Below are 24,393 nucleotides of genomic sequence, written 5' to 3'. Positions count from 1 at the left end.
AACGGCGAAACGCCCAAAACCCTGCCCCACGAAAGAAAATACCCGACTCCTTCAGGCGAAAATCGCCGCCGTCAGATATTCTTTCGCCCCTTATTGCACCCATACTTTCGAAAACAGTAACTGATAGACGTTCGTATAGAAATAGTTGCCCAAGCGCGGAGAAGTCAGCGACACGGCGTTGATCTCGATAATAGGCGCGATGGGAGAGGCCCGCATCAAACGGGCGTCAGCCTGCCTCCAGAGCGCCAGCGTGCGCTCAGGTGCCAACGTAGCGTCAGATCTCGCCTGATCCATGATCTCCTGAATGGATTTGTCGCAAAATCCCGGCATGTTGATCGAACTGTCCGACCCCGGGTGAAAATTTTCACACCCGAGCAAATCATCAAGGAAGTTCGAAGGTGACGGATAATCCGCCGCCCACGATTTGATCGAAATTTGCACATGATTTGAACTGTTCTGGATATATGAGAACATGACGCCTGGGCTGAGCGCCCGCACGGAAGCCTGATAGCCAATATCCTGCAATGTATTGCGCAGGTAATTCCCCATCGCGAGATCGACAGTTCCGTTTCCGACCACAACAGTCACTTTCTGCCCTGCCGTGCCGCTTTCACGCACCAGTGCGCGCGCTTTGGCGATATCGGGCGCAACCCAGCGTGGCGCGGGGCGGTCGAAGTCCGCGCCTGCCGAATAAGGGCAGGCGTCCGTATGCCCCACAATCGACGAGGGGATCATGTCGCACAGCGGACGCGCGAGCGCCGGACCGCCATAGAAAATGACCATCGCCTTGCGTCCCATGGCGTAGTTGACCGCCTGCCGCGCCTTTTCGTTGTCAAATGGAGGAATATTGACGTTCATCGGTGCGAAAAACGCCATCGGGTGTGGATCGACATGCGTCTGCGCCGTATGCCGCGCACCCAGTTCCCCAAGGCGATCCAGCGGGATCGGATCGTACATCCAGTCGTATTGACCGTTTTCGACTGCCGTCACCGCCGCTTCGTCTGGCACGCCGAACGTATAGAGAATCGTGTCCGCATATCCATCCGGCTGCGCTTCCTCGTTCCACACCTTGAAAAATGAATTGCGCTCAAGCCTTAGAAACCTGTTTGGGTCGTAGGAAACGACCCGATAAGGTCCGGTCCCCGGCGCAGGCGTGTTCCCAAGGTCATGCGCAGGCGTGTCGGCGGGAAGAATGCTCGCGTGCGTAAAGGCCAGTTTCTGAAGAAATTCTCCGTCGGGCTCCTTCAGGTGAAAAGTGACGCTGCGTGCGGTCGCATCGCCCACGACGCCTCCATCCAGCGTGCAGCGTGCTGTGTCTCGCAGGCATGTGTCAGCGCCGACGATACTCGAATAGAACGATCCTGCGGTGGGAGACCCGACAAGGAAAATACGCCGCATCGACGCAACGACGTCATCGACCGTCACCTCCCGTCCATCGGAAAACCTCACCCCGCGTCGCAGCGTGAAAACCCAGGTCCGACCGCCGTCCTGCGGCGCAGGCAGGGCTTCCGCAAGGTCCGCGACGACCCCGTCCCCACCGCCGCCCCGCACTTTACGAAATCCCGTCAGCCCGTCGTAAACTCCCGCGAACAGGTCGATGTACTGCGCCGAATATCCAATCTGCGGATCGAGCGTCCCGCCAGAACTCGCCGCAACAAGCCGCAAGGTTCCACCCCTGTGAGAATCATCAGCTCTCGCGTCAGGGACGGGCCAAAGCAGAGACAGCGCCGCAAATAATCCTGCGCCATATAAAGACTGTTTTCTACGCACGCTCGTCATTCACCTTTCCCGCACGCGGGCCGCCAGATTCATTTCACGACAATCCGTTTGACGCGCATGGCAGATTCAGGCCGCCATTCCGCCAAAACGAGAACACGCGCAAGCACGGAATCACCCGATCATCATCAACTGCGCGTTGCCACCCGCCGCCGTAGTATTCGTGCTGATCGTACGCTCCTGCAAAAGCCACGCGGAGGGCGTCAACCGTTCCGCCGAACAGCGGAACACCGGCGTTATCGGCCCATCACGCAAGGCCACGCGCTGCGTCAGAGTCCGCAAGTCATCGTCTTCGCCAGAGAAAAGCACAAGATCGAACGGTTCGCTCTCGGGGTTTGCACTGACGATGACGCCGTCTCGCGCCCCTTCGGGCAACAAAGCGTTATCAGCCATCAGCGCGCGATTGCCGGTGCGGGCGCAACGTTCGATTTGCGCGGCGAGATCTTCCGCCGTCCCTGCGATGCACAGAGCCACGCCACGTCCCCGCGTCCGGTAGCGATTTTCTTCGCCCACAGGGCCGGGTAATAACAAATCCCCCTCCGTCGCGATGAGGTCTGACGGAGCCTGCGCCAGCAACCGCGCCAGATACAGCGGCCCGCCCGCCTTCGGCCCGGTGCCTGAAAGACCATGTCCGCCGAAAGGCTGACTACCCACGACGGCGCCCACGATGTTTCGATTGACGTAGATGTTTCCGGCGTCCGTACGCGCCGTAACGTGACGGATGGTCCCGTCTATCCGCGTATGCAACCCGAAGGTCAGACCATAACCTGTCTCACGGATCGCCGCCAGAACTGCGTCCAGCTCTTCGCGCGCGTAGCGCCGAATATGCAGGACCGGCCCGAACACTTCCCGCTTCAGATCACCCACGCGTCCGATTTCTATCAGTGTCGGCGGCACGAAAAAACCATCGGCGCAGGAGGCAGGCAGAGCGACCTGAAACACCTCGCACCCCTTGGCCCGCATTCGTTCAATATGCGCGTTAATACCGTCGCGCGCGTCCGCCGAAATGACGGGCCCTATATCCGTGGCGAATCTGTCTGGTCGCCCGACCGACAGTTCCTCCATCGCACCTTTCAACATTTCGACGACGCGATCCGCCACGTCTTCCTGCACGCACAGAATGCGCAGGGCGCTGCATCGCTGCCCGGCGCTGTCGAACGCAGAAGTCAGAGCGTCCTGCACCACCTGCTCCGCGAGCGCGGACGAATCGACAATCATCGCATTCTGTCCGCCAGTTTCCGCGATCAGCGTCACAGGGGACCCATCGGGATTGACCCGATCAGCGAGCGTTCTCTGGATCAAACGCGCCACTTCGGTCGATCCCGTAAACATGACGCCGTTGACACGATGATCCGCAACGACTTGCGCCCCGACGTCTCCGCCACCCGGTAGCAGACGCACCGCATCCTCCGGGGCCCCTGCCTCGACAAGAATCGCCACGGCCTGCGCAGCGATCAAGGGCGTCTCTTCAGCAGGTTTCGCGATGACGACATTGCCCGCCGCCAGTGCGGCGGAAACCTGTCCCATGAAGATCGCGAGGGGAAAATTCCACGGACTGACACAAGCGACGACGCCGAGAGGACGATGCGTGTCGTTGGAGAATCCGGTTCTGACCTGTTCCGCGTAATAGCGCAGGAAATCGACAGCCTCCCGAATCTCGGCGACCGCGTTGGCCAGCGTCTTGCCCGCTTCCCGCATGATCAGGCCGAGCATTACCGGCGTGCGTTCCTCCAGACAAACGCTGGCGCGATCAAGAACCGCCGCCCGCTCTTGCGGCGATCGGCTGGCCCATCCGGGTTGCGCCTGCACCGCCGCGATTAACGCAGCGTCGACAGCTTTCGGCATTGATTCAAAATAATGGCCGACCACGTCAGAGAGGTCCGCCGGGTTCAATGTCTCCCGCACGGGTGTTCCAGCCCCCGTTCCCAGAGGCGCCGCGCCCCACGAAAGCTCTGTAGCGCCCGCGAACGTATCAGCCAGCCGGGTGAGCACGCCTTCATCCGCACTGTTGACGCCATGGGAGTTTTCTCTTCCGGGACGGAAAAGATCGGCCGGCTTCGCGATACGCGGGTGCTGCGCTCCGACAGGGTCCATTGCCGCAACGACGGTCGCCGGATCAGCGGTCAACTCCGCGATCGAGACCGCCGGGTCCTGCAAGCGGTTCACGAAGGATGAATTCGCGCCGTTTTCCAGCAAACGACGGACAAGGTAAGCCAGCAGCGTCTCATGGGAGCCCACTGGCGCATAGATCCGGCACGGGCGACGCAGCTTATCAGCGCCGACGACCTCCTCGTACAACGGCTCGCCCATGCCATGCAGGCACTGGAATTCGTAATCGCCCGGTTTGAATCCCTGACCCGCCATACGCATAACAAGCGCCGCCGTGTAGGCGTTGTGGGTGGCGAACTGAGGAAACACGGCGTCGCGCGCAGCGAGAAGTTTCCGCGCGCACGCAATGTAAGACAGATCCGTATGAACCTTTCTGGTGAAGACCGGAAAGCCCTCCACGCCGTCAACCTGCGCGCGCTTGATCTCGCTGTCCCAGTATGCGCCCTTAACCAACCTGACCATCAGGCGACGACTGGTGCGACGCGCCAGATCTATGATCCAGTCCAACACGAACGGCGCGCGCTTCTGGTAGGCCTGCACGACAAAGCCGACGCCTCCCCACCCTGCAAGACCTTCTTCGAAGCAGAGGGTTTCGAGGATATCGAGGGACAGTTCCAGCCGGTCGGCTTCCTCCGCATCGATGTTAAGCCCGATGTCGTACCGCCTTGCGAGCAACGCCAACGCCGTGACGCGCGGCGCCAGTTCCGCCATGACCCGCGCGCGTTGCGACCGGGTGTAACGCGGGTGCAACGCGGAGAGCTTGATCGAAATTCCCGGTCGCTCGTATGGGCCCGCACCTTTCGCCGCTCGCCCGATCGCGTGAATCGCCGTCTCATACTCGCGGTAATAACGCGTCGCGTCCTGAGCCGTCATCGCCGCTTCGCCAAGCATGTCGTAGGAGTAGCGGAAGCCCTTCTCCTCCATCCTGACGCTGCGCTCCAGCGCCTCCTCGGTGGTGCGACCGGTCACGAACTGCTCGCCCATCATCCGCATCGCGAAGTCCACGCCACGACGGATCAGCGGCTCGCCGCCACGCGCGATCAGGCGCGTCAACGCCGCCCCAAGCCCTGCCTCGTCAACAGTGGTCGTGAGCTTGCCTGTAACGACCAGGCCCCATGTCGCCGCATTGACGAAAACCGAACGCCCTCGCCCGACATGCGCGCGCCAGTCGCCCCCGGCGACCTTGTCGCGGATCAGCGCGTCGCGCGTCGGTGAATCCGGGATGCGCAGCAACGCCTCCGCCAGACACATCAACGCCACGCCTTCCTGACTCGAAAGATCGTATTCGCGAACAAGAGCCTGAACCGCGCCGCGTCCGCCCTTTTCCCGCAATGCGCCAATCAGCCGAGCAGCGAGCCCCCGCGCCTCCTCGACCACGGAAGAGGAGAGCGTCGCCTGCGGCAACAGGCGGCCGACGCATTCCGGTTCCGACGCAAGATAATGGTACGTAATCGCATCGCGAAGGGACGACGACGGGGGAACGCTGTCGAGAAACGCAGAAAACGGCGCGTCGGGCGGCATTGCAGTTTAAACTCCGGAACACACGGCCAGAGACTAATTCCATTCCGTATTGGAGTTTACAATGATCGCCGCGCGGAATTCGAAGGACGCGCCGATCTCACTTGTTGGACGTCATGATTTACGGCAGAAGGGAAAAATGTTTCACAGGAGGAACAGCCGAACAATGCGTGACAGGCGAAGGGACGTCCCCCGGAAAGCGGCGTCCGCTCTATTCTTCCGCCTGCTTGCGCCGCGGCTCGTTTTCGCAACCTGCCTCGGCGCCGCATTGTTGTCCTCCACAACGCACGCGCGCGCCGAAGAGCCGGTTCTTCAGACAGAACAGAGCGATATCGCCAAACTCCCCCCGGCCGGGCCGCACCGTATCCTCGTTATGGACGCGGATTACCCGCACGCGAAAGACGGGCGCGTCTATGTCGTCGACACAGATGCGGGCAAGTTGCTCGGCATGGTGCAGGCCGCCTATAACGGCAACATGGTGCAGGCGCCGGACGGCCGCTTCTTCTCCGTGGCCGAGACCGTCTGGTCGCGCGGCAATCGCGGCGACCGCGCCGATCTGCTCGCCACCTATGATCCCTCGACGCTGACCATATCCAACGACGAGGTCCTTCCCGGTCGTGCGCTCGTGACGCCGAAGGCGAACGATCTGGCGATCAGCGCCGACGGCGGGCGCATCTACGTCTATGACATGATCCCCAGCAACGCCGTCCACGTCGTCTCCACGGCCACGCACATGATCGAGACCAATGTCGACATACCGGGTTGCGCACTGATCTACCCTTGGGGCCCGGCGGGCTTCTCCTCTCTGTGCGCAGATGGCGGCCTGTCGAATGTCAGCCTCTCGGCAGGCGGCGCGCCAAAGGTCACGCACACGCCATCCTTCTTCGCTCCCGACCGGGACCCGGTATTCGAAAACAGCCCAAGCGTCGCCACGGACGGCAGCGCCCTGTTCATCGCCTATTCCGGCCTAGTCTACCCCGCCAAACTCGGCGCGAACTCCACCATCGGGACGCCATTCTCGATTCAGGAGGCCGCTGGCATGAAGCGCGCCTCCGACGCTTCGGCGCCGTTCGAGACGACGTGGCGGCCGGGAGGCTGGCAACTCGCCGCGTATCACAAGGCGACGGGCCGTCTCTATGTGCTGATGCACAAGGGAACGTTCTGGACGCATAAGGAACCGGGAACCGAGGTCTGGGAGATCGACGTCGCCGCTCGCAAGCTCGTTCGCCGTATTTCTCTGCCCGCCCCAAGCGCGATGATCGGCGTCACGCAGGACGCCTCGCCGCTGCTGTTCACCACGAACGACACCGGCGACTTCTTCATCCTCGACGCCGCAACGGGCAAGTTGCGCCGTAAGATGGACCGGTTGGGCACATCGCTGGTCTTCACTCTGGCGCCGGGCCAATGAACGGCGTTACTCCCGACGTCGCCACTGTCACCCTTAACGTCGCAGGCGGCGTGGCGGGCGGCACCGTCGGGGCGCTGTTTCTCGCCGCCAGTGTCTCCAAAATGCGCGACCGCGACAGCTTCCTTGGACAACTCGCAGCCTACCGCCTGCTGCCGGATGCGCTGCTGACGCCCGTTCTGTGGCTTCTCATCGGAACCGAGACGCTTCTCGGAGCGGGGCTGTTGTCCGGCGTCGCCCCGACGGCGTGCGGTCTGGCGAGCGCGGCGCTGTTGCTGGTCTTCTCGGCAGCAATGGCGATCAACGTCCTCCGTGGACGGACTTCCATCTCCTGCGGCTGCCTGCCCGGTTCCGGTGGCGAAACGCTTTCGTGGCGCAGCGTCGCGCGCAGCGTGGCTCTGGCCTTCGTCGCCCTCTTTGTCGCCGCAGCAGGCGCCTCCGACTCGCTCGCCCTGCGCGCGCAGGGCACCATAACCGGCGCCTGCCTGCTGGCTCTGGCCATCGCAGCCAGCCGCCTGACGCTCCTTCCCGCGCCACGTCAGGAACAGACGCCATGATGACCGCACTCGTAATTTCCGAGACGCTGCTCATGGTCGCGGTGGTCGTCCTCGCGGTCATCGTTTTCGCCATGGCGCGCCAGATCGGAGTGCTGCACGAACGCCTCGCCCCCATCGGCGCGCAGACCGCCGCACCGGCGCTCTCCGTGGGGCAGGCCATCCCCCGGATCAGCATGACCACTCTGGCGGGAACCGCCTTTCCGATGGGCGAGCCCCTGAACGCGGACGCCGTACGCATGGTCCTGTTCGTCGCCCCGGACTGCCCGATCTGCAAACGCGTGATCCCGGCCGCGAATGACGTCGCGGCGTCGTCACCCGACCTCGAACTCGTGCTGGTGGGCGACGGCGCGCTACCGGAGCTGCAGTCCATGCGCGAGCGGCTTGATCTGGGCGGCGTGCCATTCGTCACCGGGCCTGAACTCGCTCTGGTGCTGCAGGTCGCGCGCCTTCCGACGCTCGTTTTGCTGGACGAGCGCGGCGTGCTGCGCGCGCGCGAAATCGTCAATACGCGGGGGCAGATCGAAGCGATGATCGCCGCCGTGCGCGGCGGAGAAAGCAGCGCCGCCGTCAACGGGAGCGAGAAGGAACTTCTGAATGCGGTCTGATCGACGCCCAGCCGCCGCCGACGCGCCGCTCATGGACAGGCTGGCCGAAAAAGCGCTCCGCGCACTCGCCGGTCGCGCGTCCCGTCGCGGCGTGATCGCCCGGATCGGCGCCGGAATCGTCGCGGCGCCCGCTCTGCCGCTGCTGCCCGCCGCGCGGGCGCACGGTCCGTCGGCCCAGCCGACAGCCGCCAAAAAAACGACGAACGAGGGCGCCAGGACGCCATTCGCAGCACAGGCGCAGGTCTCCGACGACACGAAGTGCGACTACTGGCGCTATTGCGCGATCGACGGGAACCTGTGCTCAACCTGCGGCGGCGGCGTGCATACCTGCCCGCCCGGCACGGCCCCCTCGCCTACGTCGTGGATCGGGACGTGTTTCAACCCCCACGATCGCCGTTCCTATATCGTCGCCTACCGCGATTGCTGCGGTCAGGACGCCTGCAATCAGGTCAGTTGCCTCAACACCGACGGCGATCAACCGAGTTACAGGCCGCAGGCGAATAACGACATCATCTGGTGTTTCGGAACGACGTCACTCGTCTATAACTGTTCTACTGCCGCAATTGTTGGAAGCGCTTCATGAAGTTCAAGACTCTCGTTCTCTGCTCCGCCCTCGCCGCCGCCGCGGCCTTTCAGGCGCAAGCGGCTCGCGCCGCTGACGGCGCGGCTCTGTACGGCGCGAACTGCGGCATCTGCCATCAGGCCGACGGAATGGGCGTTCCGGGCCAATTCCCCACACTGAAGGGCCGTATTGGCAAGATCGCCGGCTCACCCGAAGGCAAGACTTACGTTGAGCACGTCGTCCTCAACGGGCTGACCGGCTCCATCACAGCTGGTGGCGCAAGCTACGCCGGTTACATGCCCACCTTCGCCAGCCAGTCTGACGACGACCTCGCCGCCATTCTGAACTATGTGGCCTCCCTCGGCGGCTCTGGCGCGACTCCGACCTTTACGGCTGCCGAAATCAAGGCCGCGCGCGCCACGCCAGTCGCCGCTCCGGCTCTGGTCGACGAGCGCAAGGCTCTGGACGCCAAGCATCCTCTCCCCTGAGACTCGCGCGCCAGAAGTGGCGCGCCCGGCAACGTTCCGCCGAGTGCGCTAACAGACGCCATGAGACCATCAAAAAATAACGCATATTGCCTTACGAAGCCGTGTCGGCGGCTCCGTAAAGCGCTGTCGGGTCTCGCCATTGCGGTCACGCTCGCGGGCGGACCCGTTTTTCGTGCCGCGCACGCGCTCGACCGCACGCAAACCGCCTATCTCACCCACTGCGGCGGCTGCCATGGAATCGAGGGCAAGTCGCGCCCGAGCTTCGTGCCGTCGTTACGTGATACTGTGGGTGTGTTCACGTGCACACCGGAAGGACGGGCCTATCTGGTACGTGTGCCCGGCGTGTCGATGTCGCTGATTCGCGACGACGCGTTGCTGGCCGACGTGATGAATTTCGTCGTCTTTCGTCTGGGCGGCAAAAGCACGCCTTCCAGCGTCGCCCCCTATACCGCCGGGGAAGTTCATGCCCTGCGGGAACACCCTATCGAATCGACCGACCTGCTGACCCTTCGAGGACAGATTCTCGGACGCGCCCTGCCGAAATGCCCACCGGCGGGTTGATCGCCCGAATCTCAGCCAAAAAACGCTGGACTCCGCCATTTCGACGCCCTTCGACAGAACGGGTTTGACAATGCGCCTCCGCAGCGCGTAAAGCCCCCGCAACATCAGTCCCGCCACCTCGCGAGTCCTCGCGCAGTGGCGCGTATTCTTTTGGGGTAACCGGTTCTTGTTCGAGTCACTCTCAGGCAGGCTTTCAGGCGTTATCGACGGACTCGGCAAGCGCGGCGCGCTGTCGGAGGCCGACGTCGCCGAGGCGATGCGCGAAGTCCGTCTGGCTATGCTGGACGCCGACGTCGCGCTGCCTGTCGTCAAGGACTTCGTCAACAAGGTCCGTGAAGGCGCGGTCGGACATGAGGTGCTGGACAGCATCTCCCCCGGTCAGGCCGTCGCCAAGATCGTCAATGACGCGCTGATCGACGCGCTCGGCGGCGCAGGCGCGGTTCCGCTGAACCTCAACGCCGTGCCGCCCGCGCCGATCCTGATGGTCGGCCTGCAGGGTTCCGGCAAGACCACCACTTCCGGCAAGATCGCTCTTCGCCTCGCGACCCGCGAGAAGAAGAAGGTGCTGCTCGCCTCTCTCGATACGCAACGTCCTGCCGCCCAGCTCCAGCTCCAGCAGCTGGCCGAGCGCGCGGGTGTAACGTCCCTGCCGATCGTCGCCGGGCAGACGCCGCTCGAAATCGCCGCACGCGCGATGGACACGGGGCGTCGCGAAGGTTTTGACGTCGTCATCCTCGACACCGCAGGCCGTCTGTCGATCGACGAAGCCCTGATGGAGGAGGTGCGGCAGATCCGCGCCGCCACCAACCCGGTGGAGACGCTTCTGGTCGTCGATGCGATGACCGGTCAGGACGCCGTCAACACCGCGAAGATCTTCAACGAGGCCGTCGGCGTCACCGGCGTCGTGATGACCCGTATGGATGGCGACGCCCGTGGCGGCGCCGCTCTGTCGATGCGCGCCATCACCGGCGCGCCGATCAAGCTGACCGGCTCGGGCGAAAAGCTCGACGCCCTTGAAGAATTCCATCCGGAACGCGTCGCAGGCCGAATTCTCGGCCTCGGCGATATCGCCGGCCTCGTCGAAAAGGCCGCCGACACGCTCGACCACGAAGAGGGAGAGCGGCTGGCCAAGAAAATGATGGCCGGCAAGTTCGATCTCGACGACTACGTGTCGCAGATCAAGCAGATCAAGAAGATGGGGTCGATCTCCGGCATCCTCGGCATGCTGCCCGGCATGGGCAAGCTGAAGGACGCCATCGGCGACAAGGATCTCGATACGACGATCTTCAAGCGCCACGAAGCCATCATCTCGTCCATGACCAAAGCCGAGCGCAAGACGCCGGACATCATCAAGGCGTCGCGCAAGAAGCGCATCGCCGCAGGGTCAGGGACGACGGTTCAGGACGTCAACAAACTGCTCAAGCAGTTCGACGACATGTCCACAATGATGAAGCGGATCAACAAGCTCGGCATGAAAGGTCTCATGCGCCAGGGCCTGTCCGCACTCATGCCCGGGGGAGCGGGCCGCCCCGGCGGTCCCGGCGGCAGGCCGTTCGGCTAAGCCCCGCCCCCGTTCGTTTCACGGTTTTTCATTCTCTGGAGTTGTCTGAATGAGCCTCAAGATTCGCCTTTCCCGCGCTGGCGCGAAGAAGCGTCCCTACTACCACATCGTTGTGGCCGACAGCCGCTCCCCCCGCGATGGCCGTTTTATCGAGAAGGTCGGCGCCTACAACCCGATGCTGCCGAGCGATCACGCCGAGCGCATCCGTCTGACCAGCGAGCGCATCACGCACTGGCTGTCGCAGGGCGCCCAGCCGACCGACCGCGTCGCGCGCTTCCTCGGCAACGCCGGCCTGATGGCGAAGCCCGTGTGGAACGAGCAGCCGAAGCAGTCCGCCCCGAAGAAGAAGGCGCAGGAGCGCGCCGCCGCCGCCGCCAAAGCGGCCGCAGCCTGAGCTTCTGACGGAACGCAGGGCGCCGCCTTTCCATGACGCAGGATCGCATCCAGATCGGGGTGATTGGACGTCCGCACGGCGTGCGGGGGCTTGTGCATGTGCACAGCTTCGCCGCCGCCGCGGACTCCCTCGCTTCGTACGGAACGCTGACCGACGATCGTGGCGGCGCCTGGACGCTGACATGGCGGGCCGACGGAATCGCGCTGCTGCGTGACGCCGACGGCAAGCCGGTCGACAGCCGTGAAGCGGCGCAGGCGCTTGTGAACCGCAAGCTCTTCGTGACGCGCGACACCCTGCCGGAGCCGGAGCCGGACGAGTTCTACCATTCCGATCTTATCGGAATGGAGGCCGTCGAAAACGGCGCCGTCATCGGCCGCATCGTCACGGTGCATGACTACGGCGCGGGCGCGAGCCTGGAACTGGATTCCGGCTCGGTCATCCCCTTCACCCTGGCCTGCGTGCCGGAAGTCGATCTCGCGTCGCGGCGCGTGACCGTCTCCCGCCCGAACGAGGTCGTGGGGGAAGAGGAACACGCGCCGAAGCGTGACCGTGAAGCCGCCAGGGCGACGGGAGGCGCAGCGTGAGCTGGACCGCGACCGTCGTCACCCTGTTCCCGGAAATGTTTCCGGGTCCACTCGGCCAGTCTCTGGCCGGTCGCGGACTGGAGCAGGACCTGTGGCGGTGCGAGACGCGCGACCTGCGCCCTTACGGGCTGGGCCGTCACAACGCCGTGGACGACACGCCGTTCGGCGGCGGTGCGGGCATGGTGATGCGTCCCGACGTCATCGACGCGGCGCTCAACGACGCGAAGCGGGCCGATGGCGCGCCCTGCGTCTACATGACGCCGCGCGGTCGGCCGCTGTCGCAGGCGGACGTTCGCCGCTACGCCGCCGGGCCGGGCGTCACCGTCCTGTGCGGTCGCTATGAAGGCGTCGACGAACGCGTGCTCGAAGCGCACGAGATCGAAGAGGTCTCGATCGGCGACTACGTCCTTTCGGGTGGCGAAACTGCGGCGCTCGTGCTGCTCGACGCCTGCGTCCGGTTGCTGCCGGGCGTCATGGGCTCGGCGGACAGCGGCGTGGAGGAGAGTTTCTCCGACGGCCTGCTTGAATACCCGCATTACACCCGCCCGGCCGAGTGGAACGGTCGCGCGGCGCCGGATGTCCTGCTGTCCGGCAACCACGCCGCCATCGCAAAATGGCGGCGGGAGCAATCCGAGAGGGTCACGCGCGAGCGGCGGCCCGATCTGTGGGCGGCCCGATCCGCGGATTCATCCGCGACCGGCAGAGAAACACCCGCAGCGACGCCGCGCACCGGCGCCGATTGCGGCACCAGACACCACGGCGGGCCGCATACCGGCGCTCCGTCACATGTATCGACATCATCGGTTCAGGAAGGATTCCCGATATGAACATCATCCAGCAGTACGAGGCCGACGAAATCGCTCGCCTGAGCGCCCTCCGTGCGGTCCCCGAGTTCCAGGCTGGCGACACGGTTCGCGTGTCGGTCCGCGTCAAGGAAGGTGAGCGCGAGCGCGTTCAGGCTTACGAAGGCGTTGTGATCGCCCGCTCCAACAAGGGCCTCAACAGCAACTTCACCGTTCGCAAGATCTCGAACGGCGAGGGCGTCGAGCGCGTCTTCCCGCTCTACGGACCCACGCTGGCCGACATCACCGTCGTCCGTCGCGGCAAGGTCCGTCGCGCGAAGCTGTATTATCTGCGTGGCCGCAGCGGCAAGTCGGCGCGTATCGCCGAGCGCGCTCGCGAAGTCGCTCCGACGGCGACCGCCGGCAAGTAATCGCCTCCGCCCGGCGACCGGACCCGCCACGCTCTACGGCGAGCGGGTCCGGCGCAGGGCGTTCCGGCGTTTTCCGGGCGGCTCTCTCTTGAGCGCGTCGCCCGGACTTCCACATAGTGGTGATGTCGTCGCAGATCGGGCCGCCTTCGGGCGGCCCGATTTCGGCTACCAGCCCGGACGCGTCCACGCGTCTTTTCGTTCCGGACAACCCCGACGGGAGGCCTGACCACCCGGAAGCGTCGTCCGCCAAGCCAGTCAGGAATCGCACCGCCATGTCGCCGCGCACATTGTTCGACAAGATCTGGGACAGCCATGTCGTCGAAACCCTGTCCGATGGCACTGCGATCCTATACATCGACCGGCACCTTGTTCACGAAGTGACCAGCCCGCAGGCTTTCGAAGGCCTCCGCATGGCGGGCCGCAAGCTGCGCCACCCCGAAGCGACGATCGCCGTCGTGGATCACAACGTCCCGACGTCGGATCGCACGCAACCGATCGAGGAGCCGGAAAGCCGGAACCAGATCGAGACGCTCGAGCGCAACGTCAAGGAATTTGGCGTTCCCTATTTCCCGCTGCTTTCGGCCAATCAGGGCATCGTCCACGTAGTCGGCCCTGAGCAGGGCATCTCCCTGCCCGGCATGACCATAGTCTGCGGCGACTCCCATACCTCGACCCACGGCGCGATGGGCTCCCTCGCGTTCGGCATCGGCACGTCCGAGGTCGAGCACGTCATGGCGACGCAGACGATCCTGCAGAAACCCGCCAAAAACATGAAGGTCGAGGTTGAAGGCGCGCTTGCCCCGGGAGTAACGGCCAAAGACGTCGTGCTGGCGATTATCGGCAAGATCGGCACGGCGGGCGGCACCGGTCACGTCATCGAATTCTGCGGCTCCGCCATTCGCGGCCTCGACATGGCCGGGCGCATGACCGTTTGCAACATGGCGATCGAAGCTGGCGCGCGCGCCGGTCTGGTCGCGCCGGACGACACGACGTTCGAGTATGTCCGGGGCCGCCGCTTCGCGCCAAAGGGCGACGATTTCGACGCCGCCGTGGCCTACTGGCGCACCCTCCCCTCCGACGAGGGCGCAGCGTACGACACGACCGTCACAATGCGCGCTGAAGAGATCGAGCCGTCCCTGACCTGGGGCACCAGCCCGGAAAATGTCCTCCCCATCGGCGGCGCGGTTCCTGACCCGGCGAACGAGGCGGACGAGGCGAAGCGCGCGCAGCTTGAGCGCATGCTGAGCTATATGGACCTCAAGGCCGGACAGAAAATCGCCGGAACGCCGGTCGACGTGGTGTTCATCGGCTCCTGCACCAACAGCCGCATCGAAGACCTGCGCGCCGCCGCTGCCGTCGCCGCCGGACGCAAGGTCGCCAGCGGCGTGCGCGCCATGATCGTCCCCGGCTCGGGGCTGGTGAAGGCGCAGGCCGAGCAGGAAGGCCTGGACCGCGTGTTCCTTGACGCCGGCTTCGAATGGCGGGAGGCCGGGTGCTCCATGTGCCTCGGCATGAACCCGGACAAGCTGACGCCGGGACAGCGCTGCGCCTCGACCTCCAACCGCAATTTCGAAGGACGGCAGGGGCCGGGCGGCCGCACGCACCTGCTCTCTCCGGCCATGGCCGCAGCCGCAGCCGTGACCGGCGTCCTGACGGACGTTCGCGAACTCAACGCCCTGCCCGTTTGAGGAGCCCGCACCGATGGACAAGTTCACCACCCTGACGGCAATCGCGGCTCCGCTTCCGGAAGCCAATATCGACACCGACAAGATCATCCCGGCGCGGTTCCTCAAGACCACCAAGCGCACCGGCCTGGGCGTGCATGCCTTCGACAGCATGCGCTATCGCGAGGACGGTTCAGAAAATCCGGATTTTGTTCTCAACCGCGAACCGTATCGCAACGCGCAAATCCTGATCTCGCATGAGAATTTCGGCTGCGGCTCTTCACGCGAACATGCGCCGTGGGCGCTGCTCGATTTCGGCCTTCGCTGCGTGATCGCGCCGTCTTTCGCCGATATCTTCTTCAACAACAGCTTCAAGAACGGCATCCTGCCGATCCGTCTGCCACGCGAGGTGTGCGACACGCTGATGGAAGACGCCGCGCAGGGCGCGAACAGCCGCCTGACCGTCGATCTGGCGCGTCAGGTGGTGATCCGCCCCGACGGGACCGAAGTTCCGTTCGAGGTCGATCCACTGCGCAAGCACCTGCTGCTGGAAGGTCTGGACGATATCGGTCAGACGTTGCAGCAGGAGCAGTCCATCTCCGCGTTTGAAGCGAAACGCGCCAAGGACGAGCCCTGGCGCACGGTTATCGCGCTCGACTGATTGCCGGGCGACGACGTCCCGCAAGCCAAGCGGTTTTCGGCGTCGACCGATACTGGTTTTCTCTGACGACAAACTTGTCTGGAGAGCTGAGCACTGAAGCGCTGCTCTCCAGACTTCGCCGTTATTTCGAAAGCTGGGCGCGAGCTTCGCCTTTCGGAAAAGCCTTGGTGTGCAGGTTCACATAAACCAGCCCCTTGGCCAGTTCATCTTCCTGCGCGCTGGTCAGCGTGACCTGTCCGGACAGCGGATTCTCGTAAGGTCCGTCGATCGGGGCCACGACGCCCGCATCCACCCCATCCTTCGCCGGGCCGTGGAAATGCGCCACGGTCACGGGGCCGGTCAGGCCTTTCCATTTGATCGTGTATTTGAGGACGTTGGTCGTGGTGTCGAGCGTCGCCATGACGTCGCCCGTCGGAGCGTTCGTCGCGCCATGCTCGGCCTTGAATTCGCCCATATACATGATCTCTTCAGCGCGCGCTGCCGTCGCCAGCGATGCGGCCGAAACGAGCGTCAAACCGGCGACGGTAAATATTCTGCTGATCGTGTTCATGGTGCTCTCCCTGATCGTGAAGCCGCGCGTCTTCCGCTGACGTAAGACTCCGTCCCCCGCGCCGCTCCAGTTGCAAACAATTCTTACAATGTGGCCAATCGCGGAAAAGCGCCAGAGGCCGTCCGCGTTCATTGCAGCGATCTTCCCGACGTCGGCTATAACTCCTCAGGCGCCCGCTTCGTTCAAACCGAAACGTCGATCTTGAACGGCGCCGTGCTTTGAGCGACAGAACTGGCCGCTTCCCTTTCTGGAAGCCCACAATCCGGATCACGCCCGTCATGACAGCCACCAAGCCCCTCGTCCTCTCCTTCGGAAGCGTTAATATCGACGTCACGGCGAAAATGGCACGCCTCCCCCGGCCCGGCGAAACCGTTCTGGCGGATGGTTACGCCATCGGGCTTGGCGGGAAGGGCGGCAATCAGGCGGCTGCGGCCGGGCGGTTGGCTCAGGCCCTCGGTCTTCGGGCGGCGCTGGCCGGGCGGATCGGGAACGACGCCTTCGGTCAACAGGCCCGGCGAGAACTCGAACGATTCGGGGTCGACCTTTCCGCGCTGCGCGAGGACGAGGGCGCTCCAACCGGCGTTGCATTGATTGGCGTCGACCATAACGGGGAGAACGCGATCAGTGTCGCGGGCGGCGCGAACATGCGGATCGACGCGAGCGATATCGACCATGCAGCCGCCCTGTTCGACGCCGCCGCTGTCCTGCTCCTGCAACTGGAAATTCCGATGGACGCCGTCGTCGCTGCCGCGGAACGTGTGCGGCGCACCGGCGGTCTGGTCGTCCTCGACCCGGCCCCCGCGCCCGCGCGTGCATTGCCCGAATGCCTGTGGACGCTGATCGACGTCGTGACGCCCAACGAGACCGAAACGCAGGTCCTGACGGGCGTGGCCCCAGACTCCCCGGAAAGCGCGCAACTGGCCGCCCGGACGCTGCTTGAGCGTGGGGCCCGCGCCGCCATCGTGAAAATGGGCGCGCGCGGCGTGTGGTGGCAGGACGAGAACGCTGGCGGCTTCATCTCGGCCTTTCCTGTCGTCGCAATCGATTCTGTCGCTGCCGGCGACTGCTTTAACGCCGGGTTGGCCGTCAGCCTCGCACAAGGTCGGGCGCTGGCGGACGCCGTGCAGGTGGCCGCCGCATGCGGCGCGCTGGCGACCACACGCTCCGGCGCTGCGGACGCAGCTCCAACATGGGGAGAGGTCGAAGACCTGCTGTCTCGATCCTGACGGGCGCTCTTTGAACAGGGTGGCTGCGTCGGCCTCCACACCTTCTCGCGATTTCGCCGCAACCTCATCAATCCAACGGTTCTGGTCCCGATCGTTCAAGAACTACGGTCCGGGAATAATGATTACTCGGGCGCCTTCACCGGGCGACCCAACAACGACCCTGCCTTTCTCGCATTAACCAGCACTAAGGGCGAACGCACTAAGCTGGCGAGGAAAGGGGAGCGTCCAATGACCACGACCGCAGCCATCAGTGGCGCAGGATACGATCTGCTCGCGTCACACCACACAGGGCGAAGTTCTGCGGCCCCGGCCTCACTCGCCGCGACCGGTGTTTCCGTCTCAACACGCCATCATGGCGGTGGGACTTTCGCGATGGCGCTGGACGCCGCCGGGCGCATCACGACCGGCGACAGCGGCAACAGTCCGGGCGCGCAGAACGACTCCGCGTCCGCCCGTCTGTTCGGCTGATTCAGAAGAGGCGCCTTTCAGCCGAGTTGATTGAGGCTCCAGGGCGTCCCGCCAACACTCGGAGGATCGAGCTTCAGCGGCACGGCGTTGGGCAGACGCACGTTCGGCTCCAGCCTCATGGCGGATCGCAGCGCGCGGAACAGGGCGCCATGCGCCACGATCAGCACCGTCCCCTGTCCGGCCAGCGCCCGGTTGACGCCTGCAACAGCCCTGTCGCGCAGCAGCGCGAAAGGTTCTGCTCCAGGAGGGGTATAGTGCCCGGCGATCCAGTCGTCGTACCACTCCCCCATGGGCTGGCCTTCCTGTTCGCCAAAGCACACTTCCTGAAGATCATCATCGAAGCCCAGCGTCGGGCGGACGCCCGACGCCGCCAGAGCCTCCACAGCAATCTCCGCCGTACGCGCCGCGCGTACGAGCGGCGACGATATGACGCGATCTATTTTTGGGCCGCCCTGCACCGCCTCGATCAAGGTGCGCCCGGCCTGCTCGGCCTGCTCCAGACCCGTGGCGTTCAGCGGAATGTCGGTACGACCCTGCGAGAGTCCTCTGCGATTCCAGTCGGTCTCGCCATGCCTGAGATACCAGTATGGCGTTGGATCGATCACGGACATCGACATCTCCCAGTCGTTACAAATCCCTTGATCGCAGCCCTGCCCCCGATCAGTCAAACAATGACGAGACGGAGCTTTCGTCCGCAACAGCGCGCATGGCGCGAGCGAGCAATCCGGCGATCGTGACCTGACGAATATTTTTCGCGGCCTTCACTGCGTCCGTAGCCATAATGCTGTCCGTGATCGTCAACATCTCGATGGTCGATTCCGCAATGCGCTCGACCGCGCGTCCCGTCAGGACGCCATGCGTGACATAGGCGCCGACCGAGGCCGCGCCATGATTGGTAATTGCCTGAGCTGCATTACAAAGAGAACCGCCGCTGTCGACGATATCGTCAACCAGCAGACAATGCCGCCCCTTCACGTCGCCGATCACATTCATCACTTCCGACACGCCCGCACGCTCGCGCCGCTTGTCGATGATGGCGAGATCGGTGTTCAGACGCTGGGCGATTTCGCGAGCGCGGACGACGCCGCCGACGTCGGGCGATACAATCATCAGGTCACGGTCGCCGTAACGCTCCTTGATATCGCGCACGAACAGCGGCGCTGCGTAGAGGTTATCGACCGGAATATCGAAAAAACCCTGGATCTGCATAGCGTGAAGATCCAACGTCAGGATGCGGTCAGCCCCGGCCTCGACCAGAAGATTGGCTACTAGCTTGGCGCTGATCGGGGTGCGAGGGCCGGATTTGCGATCCTGCCGGGCATATCCGAAGTAAGGCATCACCGCAGTGATGCGGCGCGCTGATCCGCGACGCAGGGCGTCGAGCATGATCAGCAGTTCCATAAGATTGTCGTTCGTCGGCGTGCAGGTGCTCTGCACCACAAACACGTCCTCGCCGCGCACGTTCTCAAAAATCTCGACGAATATCTCCATGTCGGCGAAGCGCCGAACGGAAACATTGCAGAGGGGAATATTAAGCTCGGCGGCGACCGCCTCGGCCAGAGGGGGATTGCTGTTGCACGCGACGATTTTCATTGGGGCGGCTTTTCCTGCGCAGACCGGGACGACACGAACCCTGAACAATGCGAAGGGCTTCTAGCAACGTCGCGGCCCCCTGTCATCCGCCGATATGCGCCCCCAAACGAGGGCGCCGCAAGAGAAAACGGTAAACAACCGGGCGCCTGTCGCCCTGATCCACACTTTCAGGCGCGCACAGGCGCCAGACGTCGTCACCCGACGCCTGACGCGGAAAAAACCGAAATGAAAATTGACCGCCGGGCGTGAAAGTTCAGTCGTCGATACGGCCCGCGCCGTCGGCGACCCCGAGGCGCCAGTAGCCGCCCGCACGAATTTGCGCGCGTGGCATGGACCAATGTTCGGCGAACCACGCGCGAAGTCCGCGCGCGGTCTCGATTTCGGCGCCGATCCACACATAGATATCCGCCGCATCCATGCCCGGCGGCTGCAACGCCTCCACAGCCCGTATCAGCAAGTCCGTAGTCCCGGCCGCCGCGCCATTGCGGACAAGCCAGGTGACGCGTGCATCCGCCGCTGTCGGCAGAACGCGCTCTTCGCGCGCGTCCGCGACCTCAATCAATACGATCGCGTTCGTTCCTGCAGGAAGTTCCTCCAGCCGACGCGCAATTGCGGGCAAAGCCGTCTCGTCGCCGATCAGAACGAAAAGTCCATAGTCGTCAGGAACGACAAAAGAACCGCGCGGGCCGCCGATGCCCAGCCACTGCCCAACTTTCGCCTGAGACGCCCAGCTCGACGCTGGTCCATGGTCATGCAGGACGAATTCGATGTCGATCGTCCCCTCGCGCGTGTCGAAACGCCGGGGGGTATAATCGCGCGCTACAAGTCCGGACGGGCGTCCGCCCGCGCCGGGCTGGAGCCAGGACCGGTCCGCAGGATTTGCGCCTGACGGTGGAAAGAAAAGCTTCACGTGATCGTCCGCCGCAAGGCTGACGAAATCTTTCAGATCCTCGCTACGGAAAACAATGCTGCGCATTTTCGGCGAAATATCGGTGACGCTGACAACCTGCGCTGCGCGCAGTCGCGTATCGTGGCGCACACGCTGCGGCGTGCGAACAGGCGCGTTCATAAGGATCTCCATGACAAAATTCGGGACGGAAAATTATTGTCAATCACTCGGCTTTCCCGAGAATGTCTGCCGCCGCCCGCTCGAGAATGCGTGCAACCCGCGAAGCTTCGCTCGCTGAGCAACCTCTTTTTTGCATGAGCGCCTGCTTGAGCATGCGACGGGCGCGATGGAGTTCCTCACCCGCCTGCGGGTCCGCCCCATCAACGCCTGCAAACGCGTCACGGACTTCCGACATGCGACTACCGATACGCGCGAGGGCATCAAGGATCGCATCAGCTTGCGTCTTGCGCTGATCCAATGTTGCGCGACCATCGTCGGTCAATGCGTAGAGCTTGCGATTGCCCTCCTGCGTGACCGAAGCGTGACCGATCTCTTCAAGATAGGTCAGGGCCGGGTACACCATGCCCGGACTTGGCGCGTAAAAACCTCCGGACCGCTCCTCAAGCAACTTGATGAGCTCGTAACCATGGGCCGGTTTCTCCGCCAGAAGCGCCAAAAGAATGAGCTGGAGATCCTCCGAGCTCAGCTTGCGTCCAGCAGGAAAGTCTCCTCCGCCGAACCCTCTTCCACGACCGAAACCGCGACCTGAGCCGAAGCCCCAGCCGTGTCTGTCGCCAAAATCGCGGCCTGCGCCGCGGCGGCCGCCGCCTTGGAAGAGAGGATGGAGGGAGCGTATGTGCATATGATCTTTAAACATGTCTTACGATATGTACTATCTTAAGATATAACACAAGAGCTTTTTTTCGCCCTCCGACGCTCGGCCGTACAACGCGCCCGAACGGCCCCACTCGCGGGTCGACTAGCAGCCGCCGTTCCGGCCCCACGCGCTTCGGACGCCCCACCCAATCCCCGCGGGTGCTTACCCGGAACGATCGACACCCTCGCAACTCACTGAAGTGAGACGCCGCTCACATACGGGATCCGGCCGGGCGGGACTGACGCGCAATGCGTGGGCTAACAGATCCGCCGATCGAACCGAGGCCCACACACCGGCAACGTCGCGCAATCGGGCGCCTGCTCTCAACGAACCGGCTCAAGAAGCGTCCCGGGCGGCAGGTAGTCGGCGGCTCCAGACGATCTTCCCAATCGTGAGAACATATTTCATGTTCGCAACATCGAACCACCAACGCGCCGATGGCTCGCACAACAAGGATAAAAACATGCCCCTCGATCGCAGGCATTTTCTGGGCGGTGCCGCCCTGCTGGCCGGAGGATCGCTGTCATCCGGCCGCGTTCTGGGGCAGGCGGCCTGGACGGTCCTGGGCCAGCCTCTTTCCAGCCTTCCCTGGCTGCAGGACGTACGCCGCGTCATCATCGATACCGATCCGGGCACCGACGATCTTCTCGCCATCATGATGATGCTCAGTTCCACCCGGATCACGACCGAAGCCATCACCGTTACTCCGGGCAACATCGGATATGAGCAGGAAGTTCGAAACGCCCTTTATCTCTCGAAAACTTTGACCGATGGAAAAATTCCGGTTCACCGCGGCGTTGACCACCCGCTGCTGAACCGTCCTTACCCGGCGGCCGGCTTTATCCACGGTCGCTACGGTCTCGGCGATATGGTTGTGCCTGAAGTCGCCCTGCGACCGGCCCCGGAGCATGCGTCCGTCGCCATCTCCAGAATCGTATCGGCGCACCCGGGAGAAGTCGTTCTGCTGGCTCTTGGAGGTCTCTCAAACATTGCCCTGGCCCTGCTGCTTGATCCCTCCATCGCCCGCAAGGCGCGTGGCGTCGTCATAGTCGGCGGCCGTTATGAGGGAATTGGCACTGCGGTGAATTTTAACGCGATGGTGGACCCAGAGGCGGCAGATATTGTCCTGCGCTCAGGGCTTCAGATCGCCATGACCGGCGGCCTTGGTCCGACAGAGATGCTGACGCAGGCGGACTTCGACCACATCAAGACCTTCGGCACTCAGAAAAGTGAAATTTTCCTGAAATCCAACGCCGAGCGCCTTAAATTTGAAACCGAGCAGCGCCACAAACCGGGCGCCACCTACGCCGACCCGTTCGCCGCTGCGATGGTGCTCGACCCATCGGTGGCGTCGGAGTTCGAGGCGGTCAACGTCAAGGTGGAGTTAAACGGCGTAGAAACGCGTGGCGAATATGTGTTCGGCGGAACGCACATCTACACCGGCGACGCGCTGCCGCCAAACGTCGCCATATGCTCCAAAGGTTCTGTCGAGAAATTCCGAGCACAGGTCTTCAAGGCCCTGCGCTCATGATTCCCCGTGGAGTTATCTGGCTCCTCCTGCTCATTCCCATTGCTGTGCAGGCGGAACCTGCGTGCAAGATACACAAGGGCGTCGACGCGACCCTGATACAGGCGACCATTCTCGCCCCGGACCGCGTTCTCACGCCGGGCGAGGTTCGCATCGATCCCGACGGCCGGATCGATTGCGTCGCCGCTCACTGCCCGACTCCACCGACCGCAACGCGCATAATCTGCACTGACGCCGTTCTGTCTCCGGGATTTATCAACACGCATGATCATCTGGATTTCAACGATACGCCGCCGAAACCCGATACGGGAGAACGCTTCGCCCACCGTCACGAATGGCGCGTAGGGCTGAACGGCCATAAACGGCTGGAAGATTTCAAACCCAACCGCGATCCGCTCTCGCTCAGCTGGAGTGAATTGCGCTTTCTGGTGGACGGCACGACCTCCACAGTCGCCGAACGCATGGCGCCGGGCCTGTTGCGCAATCTCGACTTCGAAGCAGGTTTGGAATCCCTCGATATCACGCCCGCTACCTATAATATTTTCCCGCTTGATGACGCATCCGGCGTCATGAGAACGCGGAATTGCGATTATGGCCATCATCCCGTCACCCGTAATCAGGTGGCTGCGGCCAGCGCCTTTCTCGCCCACGTCGCCGAAGGCCGCGACGAAGCGGCGCGCAACGAATTTCGCTGCCAGAGCTCGACGTCTTACGACCCCACGCCGCAACCCGGCGGAGGGGGCGTCAGCAACGACTGGCTCATGCCACAGGCGGCTCTCATCCACGCGGTCGCCCTCACACCTCAGGATCTCGATCTCGTCGCGGCCAGACACGCGAGCATCGTCTGGTCTCCGCGGAGCAATCTGTCGCTCTACGGCAAGACGCTCGATATTCTCGCAGCCAGAAAGCGCGGCATTACGATCGCTCTGGGATCTGACTGGCTTCCGTCCGGCTCTATGAACATCAACCGCGAACTGGCGTGTGCGCTACATTATAATCACGCGTATCTGCACGACGCACTGAGCGACAGTGAGCTCTGGCGCATGGTGACGCATAACGCCGCGCATGTTGCCGGCGCGGAGGCGGCGATCGGAGATATAGCGGCAGGCAAACGCGCGGACCTCGTCCTCTTCGCCGACCCCGAGCATCAGAACGTTCATAAGGTTGTGCGGGCGACGCCTCAGGACGAAATGCTGGTTATGCGCGGGGGAAAGGCTCTGGTCGGGCGCTCCGCTATCGTGGACGCACTCCAACCGTCCTGTGAAGCAATCGACGTACCGGGCGCCACGCTGAAGCTCTGCCCCGAGCCAGGTCGCGCCTCGGCCGGTGAGATGAGCGCTTACGCATCCAGTCGCGGGTTGTATCCACTGGCCTTCACGGGGGTCCCCGTCAACGAGCCACCATGCGAGGTCTCACCGTAAGGGGCGTTCTTCAACTATCGAAAGGGTAGAACGCAATTTGACGACACTCGCATCTACTTCATCGCGGCATGAGAGATGCCCCGGCGACGCCACGCCTCTGTCGGCGTATATTTCTCTTACGTCCACTCACCCCGAACTTTTTCCGCAACTCCGGCGTCACAGGAATTATCCAAAATGGACGAG

Annotated in this window: 23 protein-coding genes and 1 pseudogene; 17 read left to right on the top strand and 7 right to left on the bottom strand. The window is 63.5% G+C overall.

What is annotated here, in order from left to right; translation table 11 throughout:
- Positions 1-90 precede the first annotated feature (90 nt).
- Together HK28_RS01515 and putA are read right to left on the bottom strand one after the other, a co-directional pair.
- A complete protein-coding gene (locus HK28_RS01515; protein WP_086642856.1) occupies positions 91-1,779 on the bottom strand; it encodes an ABC transporter substrate-binding protein in 1,689 nt (562 codons plus the stop codon).
- 111 nt (positions 1,780-1,890) lie between these two features.
- The gene (gene putA / locus HK28_RS01510; protein WP_086642855.1) at positions 1,891-5,406 is read right to left on the bottom strand and encodes a bifunctional proline dehydrogenase/L-glutamate gamma-semialdehyde dehydrogenase PutA; all 3,516 of its coding nucleotides are present in this window, start codon (positions 5,404-5,406) and stop codon (positions 1,891-1,893) included.
- 163 nt (positions 5,407-5,569) lie between these two features.
- Between putA and HK28_RS01505 the strand changes: the two genes are divergently transcribed.
- The 13 genes and pseudogenes from HK28_RS01505 (at position 5,570) to leuD (ending at position 15,658) form a co-directional block, all read left to right on the top strand.
- Entirely contained in the window at positions 5,570-6,811 is a 1,242-nt protein-coding gene (locus HK28_RS01505) for an amine dehydrogenase large subunit (RefSeq protein ID WP_086642864.1), read from the top strand.
- On the top strand, positions 6,808-7,365 hold the full coding sequence (locus HK28_RS01500; protein WP_086642854.1) for a MauE/DoxX family redox-associated membrane protein: 558 nt from the start codon (positions 6,808-6,810) through the stop codon (positions 7,363-7,365). Before HK28_RS01505 ends, HK28_RS01500 begins: the two co-directional genes overlap by 4 nt.
- Positions 7,362-7,970: an alkyl hydroperoxide reductase gene (locus HK28_RS01495; RefSeq protein ID WP_233140287.1), complete on the top strand. Its 609-nt coding sequence runs from the start codon at positions 7,362-7,364 to the stop codon at positions 7,968-7,970. Before HK28_RS01500 ends, HK28_RS01495 begins: the two co-directional genes overlap by 4 nt.
- Positions 7,960-8,553: a methylamine dehydrogenase light chain gene (locus HK28_RS01490; RefSeq protein ID WP_086642853.1), complete on the top strand. Its 594-nt coding sequence runs from the start codon at positions 7,960-7,962 to the stop codon at positions 8,551-8,553. Before HK28_RS01495 ends, HK28_RS01490 begins: the two co-directional genes overlap by 11 nt.
- Positions 8,550-9,020, top strand: coding sequence for a cytochrome c (locus HK28_RS01485; protein WP_086642852.1), 471 nt, complete (start codon positions 8,550-8,552; stop codon positions 9,018-9,020). The genes HK28_RS01490 and HK28_RS01485 overlap by 4 nt, the downstream gene beginning before the upstream one ends.
- A 60-nt stretch (positions 9,021-9,080) precedes the next feature.
- Positions 9,081-9,581, top strand: coding sequence for a cystathionine beta-lyase (locus tag HK28_RS01480; protein ID WP_233140286.1), 501 nt, complete (start codon positions 9,081-9,083; stop codon positions 9,579-9,581).
- 166 nt (positions 9,582-9,747) lie between these two features.
- Complete coding sequence (gene ffh, locus HK28_RS01475) at positions 9,748-11,142, top strand: signal recognition particle protein (protein WP_086642851.1); 1,395 nt, start codon at positions 9,748-9,750, stop codon at positions 11,140-11,142.
- Between the two features lie 49 nt (positions 11,143-11,191).
- Positions 11,192-11,536, top strand: a complete 345-nt coding sequence (gene rpsP, locus HK28_RS01470; RefSeq protein ID WP_026396948.1) for a 30S ribosomal protein S16 — start codon at positions 11,192-11,194, stop codon at positions 11,534-11,536.
- A 32-nt stretch (positions 11,537-11,568) separates the two neighbouring features.
- Positions 11,569-12,120 carry a ribosome maturation factor RimM gene (gene rimM / locus HK28_RS01465; protein WP_086642850.1) on the top strand — a complete coding sequence of 184 codons (552 nt, stop codon included), beginning with the start codon at positions 11,569-11,571 and terminating at the stop codon, positions 12,118-12,120.
- A pseudogene (trmD, locus tag HK28_RS01460) lies at positions 12,117-12,794 on the top strand (tRNA (guanosine(37)-N1)-methyltransferase TrmD); the annotation flags it as partial. The gene rimM and the pseudogene trmD, both read left to right, overlap by 4 nt.
- A gap of 149 nt (positions 12,795-12,943) precedes the next feature.
- Complete coding sequence (gene rplS, locus HK28_RS01455) at positions 12,944-13,333, top strand: 50S ribosomal protein L19 (RefSeq protein WP_086642848.1); 390 nt, start codon at positions 12,944-12,946, stop codon at positions 13,331-13,333.
- Between the two features lie 272 nt (positions 13,334-13,605).
- Positions 13,606-15,021 (top strand): 3-isopropylmalate dehydratase large subunit, encoded by a 1,416-nt coding sequence (gene leuC / locus HK28_RS01450; protein WP_086642862.1) that lies wholly within the window; start codon positions 13,606-13,608, stop codon positions 15,019-15,021.
- A 13-nt stretch (positions 15,022-15,034) separates the two neighbouring features.
- Positions 15,035-15,658 carry a 3-isopropylmalate dehydratase small subunit gene (gene leuD, locus HK28_RS01445; RefSeq protein ID WP_086642847.1) on the top strand — a complete coding sequence of 208 codons (624 nt, stop codon included), beginning with the start codon at positions 15,035-15,037 and terminating at the stop codon, positions 15,656-15,658.
- Between the two features lie 121 nt (positions 15,659-15,779).
- Here leuD and HK28_RS01440 read toward each other — a convergent pair whose 3' ends face one another.
- Entirely contained in the window at positions 15,780-16,340 is a 561-nt protein-coding gene (locus HK28_RS01440; RefSeq protein ID WP_369823572.1) for a CHRD domain-containing protein, read from the bottom strand.
- 146 nt (positions 16,341-16,486) lie between these two features.
- Here HK28_RS01440 and HK28_RS01435 point away from each other — a divergent pair, with 146 nt between their 5' ends.
- Positions 16,487-17,434, top strand: a complete 948-nt coding sequence (locus HK28_RS01435) for a ribokinase (RefSeq protein ID WP_086642846.1) — start codon at positions 16,487-16,489, stop codon at positions 17,432-17,434.
- 228 nt (positions 17,435-17,662) lie between these two features.
- The gene (locus HK28_RS01430; protein ID WP_086642845.1) at positions 17,663-17,902 is read left to right on the top strand and encodes a hypothetical protein; all 240 of its coding nucleotides are present in this window, start codon (positions 17,663-17,665) and stop codon (positions 17,900-17,902) included.
- Between the two features lie 17 nt (positions 17,903-17,919).
- On the opposite strand, the gene HK28_RS01425 is transcribed toward HK28_RS01430, so the two are convergent.
- From HK28_RS01425 to HK28_RS01410, 4 genes are all read right to left on the bottom strand, one after another.
- Complete coding sequence (locus HK28_RS01425) at positions 17,920-18,513, bottom strand: histidine phosphatase family protein (protein ID WP_086642844.1); 594 nt, start codon at positions 18,511-18,513, stop codon at positions 17,920-17,922.
- Positions 18,514-18,562: 49 nt separating this feature from the next.
- On the bottom strand, positions 18,563-19,495 hold the full coding sequence (locus HK28_RS01420; RefSeq protein WP_086642843.1) for a ribose-phosphate pyrophosphokinase: 933 nt from the start codon (positions 19,493-19,495) through the stop codon (positions 18,563-18,565).
- Positions 19,496-19,748: 253 nt separating this feature from the next.
- Complete coding sequence (locus tag HK28_RS01415) at positions 19,749-20,564, bottom strand: siderophore-interacting protein (protein ID WP_233140285.1); 816 nt, start codon at positions 20,562-20,564, stop codon at positions 19,749-19,751.
- A gap of 43 nt (positions 20,565-20,607) precedes the next feature.
- Complete coding sequence (locus tag HK28_RS01410; RefSeq protein ID WP_086642841.1) at positions 20,608-21,246, bottom strand: PadR family transcriptional regulator; 639 nt, start codon at positions 21,244-21,246, stop codon at positions 20,608-20,610.
- A gap of 478 nt (positions 21,247-21,724) precedes the next feature.
- Between HK28_RS01410 and HK28_RS01405 the strand changes: the two genes are divergently transcribed.
- Both HK28_RS01405 and HK28_RS01400 read left to right on the top strand, forming a co-directional pair.
- A complete protein-coding gene (locus HK28_RS01405; protein ID WP_158093351.1) occupies positions 21,725-22,792 on the top strand; it encodes a nucleoside hydrolase in 1,068 nt (355 codons plus the stop codon).
- Positions 22,789-24,210, top strand: coding sequence for an amidohydrolase family protein (locus HK28_RS01400; RefSeq protein ID WP_158093350.1), 1,422 nt, complete (start codon positions 22,789-22,791; stop codon positions 24,208-24,210). Before HK28_RS01405 ends, HK28_RS01400 begins: the two co-directional genes overlap by 4 nt.
- Positions 24,211-24,393: the final 183 nt, after the last annotated feature.

This window comes from Acetobacter sp. DsW_063 (assembly GCF_002153745.1).
In the GTDB taxonomy this organism is placed as follows: domain Bacteria; phylum Pseudomonadota; class Alphaproteobacteria; order Acetobacterales; family Acetobacteraceae; genus Acetobacter.
The sequence above is the reverse complement of the archived record's forward strand: the minus strand, read 5'-3'. Positions and strand labels throughout refer to the sequence as shown.

Excerpts from the sequence above, each read along its gene's own strand:
- HK28_RS01495 (WP_233140287.1), top strand. The coding sequence starts at position 7,362 with ATGATGACCGCACTCGTAATTTCCGAGACGCTGCTCATGGTCGCGGTG.
- HK28_RS01425 (WP_086642844.1), bottom strand. The coding sequence starts at position 18,513 with ATGTCCGTGATCGATCCAACGCCATACTGGTATCTCAGGCATGGCGAG.
- HK28_RS01420 (WP_086642843.1), bottom strand. The coding sequence starts at position 19,495 with ATGAAAATCGTCGCGTGCAACAGCAATCCCCCTCTGGCCGAGGCGGTC.
- HK28_RS01515 (WP_086642856.1), bottom strand. The coding sequence starts at position 1,779 with ATGACGAGCGTGCGTAGAAAACAGTCTTTATATGGCGCAGGATTATTT.
- HK28_RS01490 (WP_086642853.1), top strand. The coding sequence starts at position 7,960 with ATGCGGTCTGATCGACGCCCAGCCGCCGCCGACGCGCCGCTCATGGAC.
- HK28_RS01430 (WP_086642845.1), top strand. The coding sequence starts at position 17,663 with ATGACCACGACCGCAGCCATCAGTGGCGCAGGATACGATCTGCTCGCG.
- rimM (WP_086642850.1), top strand. The coding sequence starts at position 11,569 with ATGACGCAGGATCGCATCCAGATCGGGGTGATTGGACGTCCGCACGGC.
- HK28_RS01400 (WP_158093350.1), top strand. The coding sequence starts at position 22,789 with ATGATTCCCCGTGGAGTTATCTGGCTCCTCCTGCTCATTCCCATTGCT.
- leuC (WP_086642862.1), top strand. The coding sequence starts at position 13,606 with ATGTCGCCGCGCACATTGTTCGACAAGATCTGGGACAGCCATGTCGTC.
- putA (WP_086642855.1), bottom strand. The coding sequence starts at position 5,406 with ATGCCGCCCGACGCGCCGTTTTCTGCGTTTCTCGACAGCGTTCCCCCG.
- HK28_RS01415 (WP_233140285.1), bottom strand. The coding sequence starts at position 20,564 with ATGAACGCGCCTGTTCGCACGCCGCAGCGTGTGCGCCACGATACGCGA.
- rpsP (WP_026396948.1), top strand. The coding sequence starts at position 11,192 with ATGAGCCTCAAGATTCGCCTTTCCCGCGCTGGCGCGAAGAAGCGTCCC.
- HK28_RS01410 (WP_086642841.1), bottom strand. The coding sequence starts at position 21,246 with ATGCACATACGCTCCCTCCATCCTCTCTTCCAAGGCGGCGGCCGCCGC.
- HK28_RS01480 (WP_233140286.1), top strand. The coding sequence starts at position 9,081 with ATGAGACCATCAAAAAATAACGCATATTGCCTTACGAAGCCGTGTCGG.
- HK28_RS01485 (WP_086642852.1), top strand. The coding sequence starts at position 8,550 with ATGAAGTTCAAGACTCTCGTTCTCTGCTCCGCCCTCGCCGCCGCCGCG.
- leuD (WP_086642847.1), top strand. The coding sequence starts at position 15,035 with ATGGACAAGTTCACCACCCTGACGGCAATCGCGGCTCCGCTTCCGGAA.
- HK28_RS01500 (WP_086642854.1), top strand. The coding sequence starts at position 6,808 with ATGAACGGCGTTACTCCCGACGTCGCCACTGTCACCCTTAACGTCGCA.
- rplS (WP_086642848.1), top strand. The coding sequence starts at position 12,944 with ATGAACATCATCCAGCAGTACGAGGCCGACGAAATCGCTCGCCTGAGC.
- HK28_RS01435 (WP_086642846.1), top strand. The coding sequence starts at position 16,487 with ATGACAGCCACCAAGCCCCTCGTCCTCTCCTTCGGAAGCGTTAATATC.
- HK28_RS01405 (WP_158093351.1), top strand. The coding sequence starts at position 21,725 with ATGCCCCTCGATCGCAGGCATTTTCTGGGCGGTGCCGCCCTGCTGGCC.
- HK28_RS01505 (WP_086642864.1), top strand. The coding sequence starts at position 5,570 with ATGCGTGACAGGCGAAGGGACGTCCCCCGGAAAGCGGCGTCCGCTCTA.
- HK28_RS01440 (WP_369823572.1), bottom strand. The coding sequence starts at position 16,340 with ATGAACGCGGACGGCCTCTGGCGCTTTTCCGCGATTGGCCACATTGTA.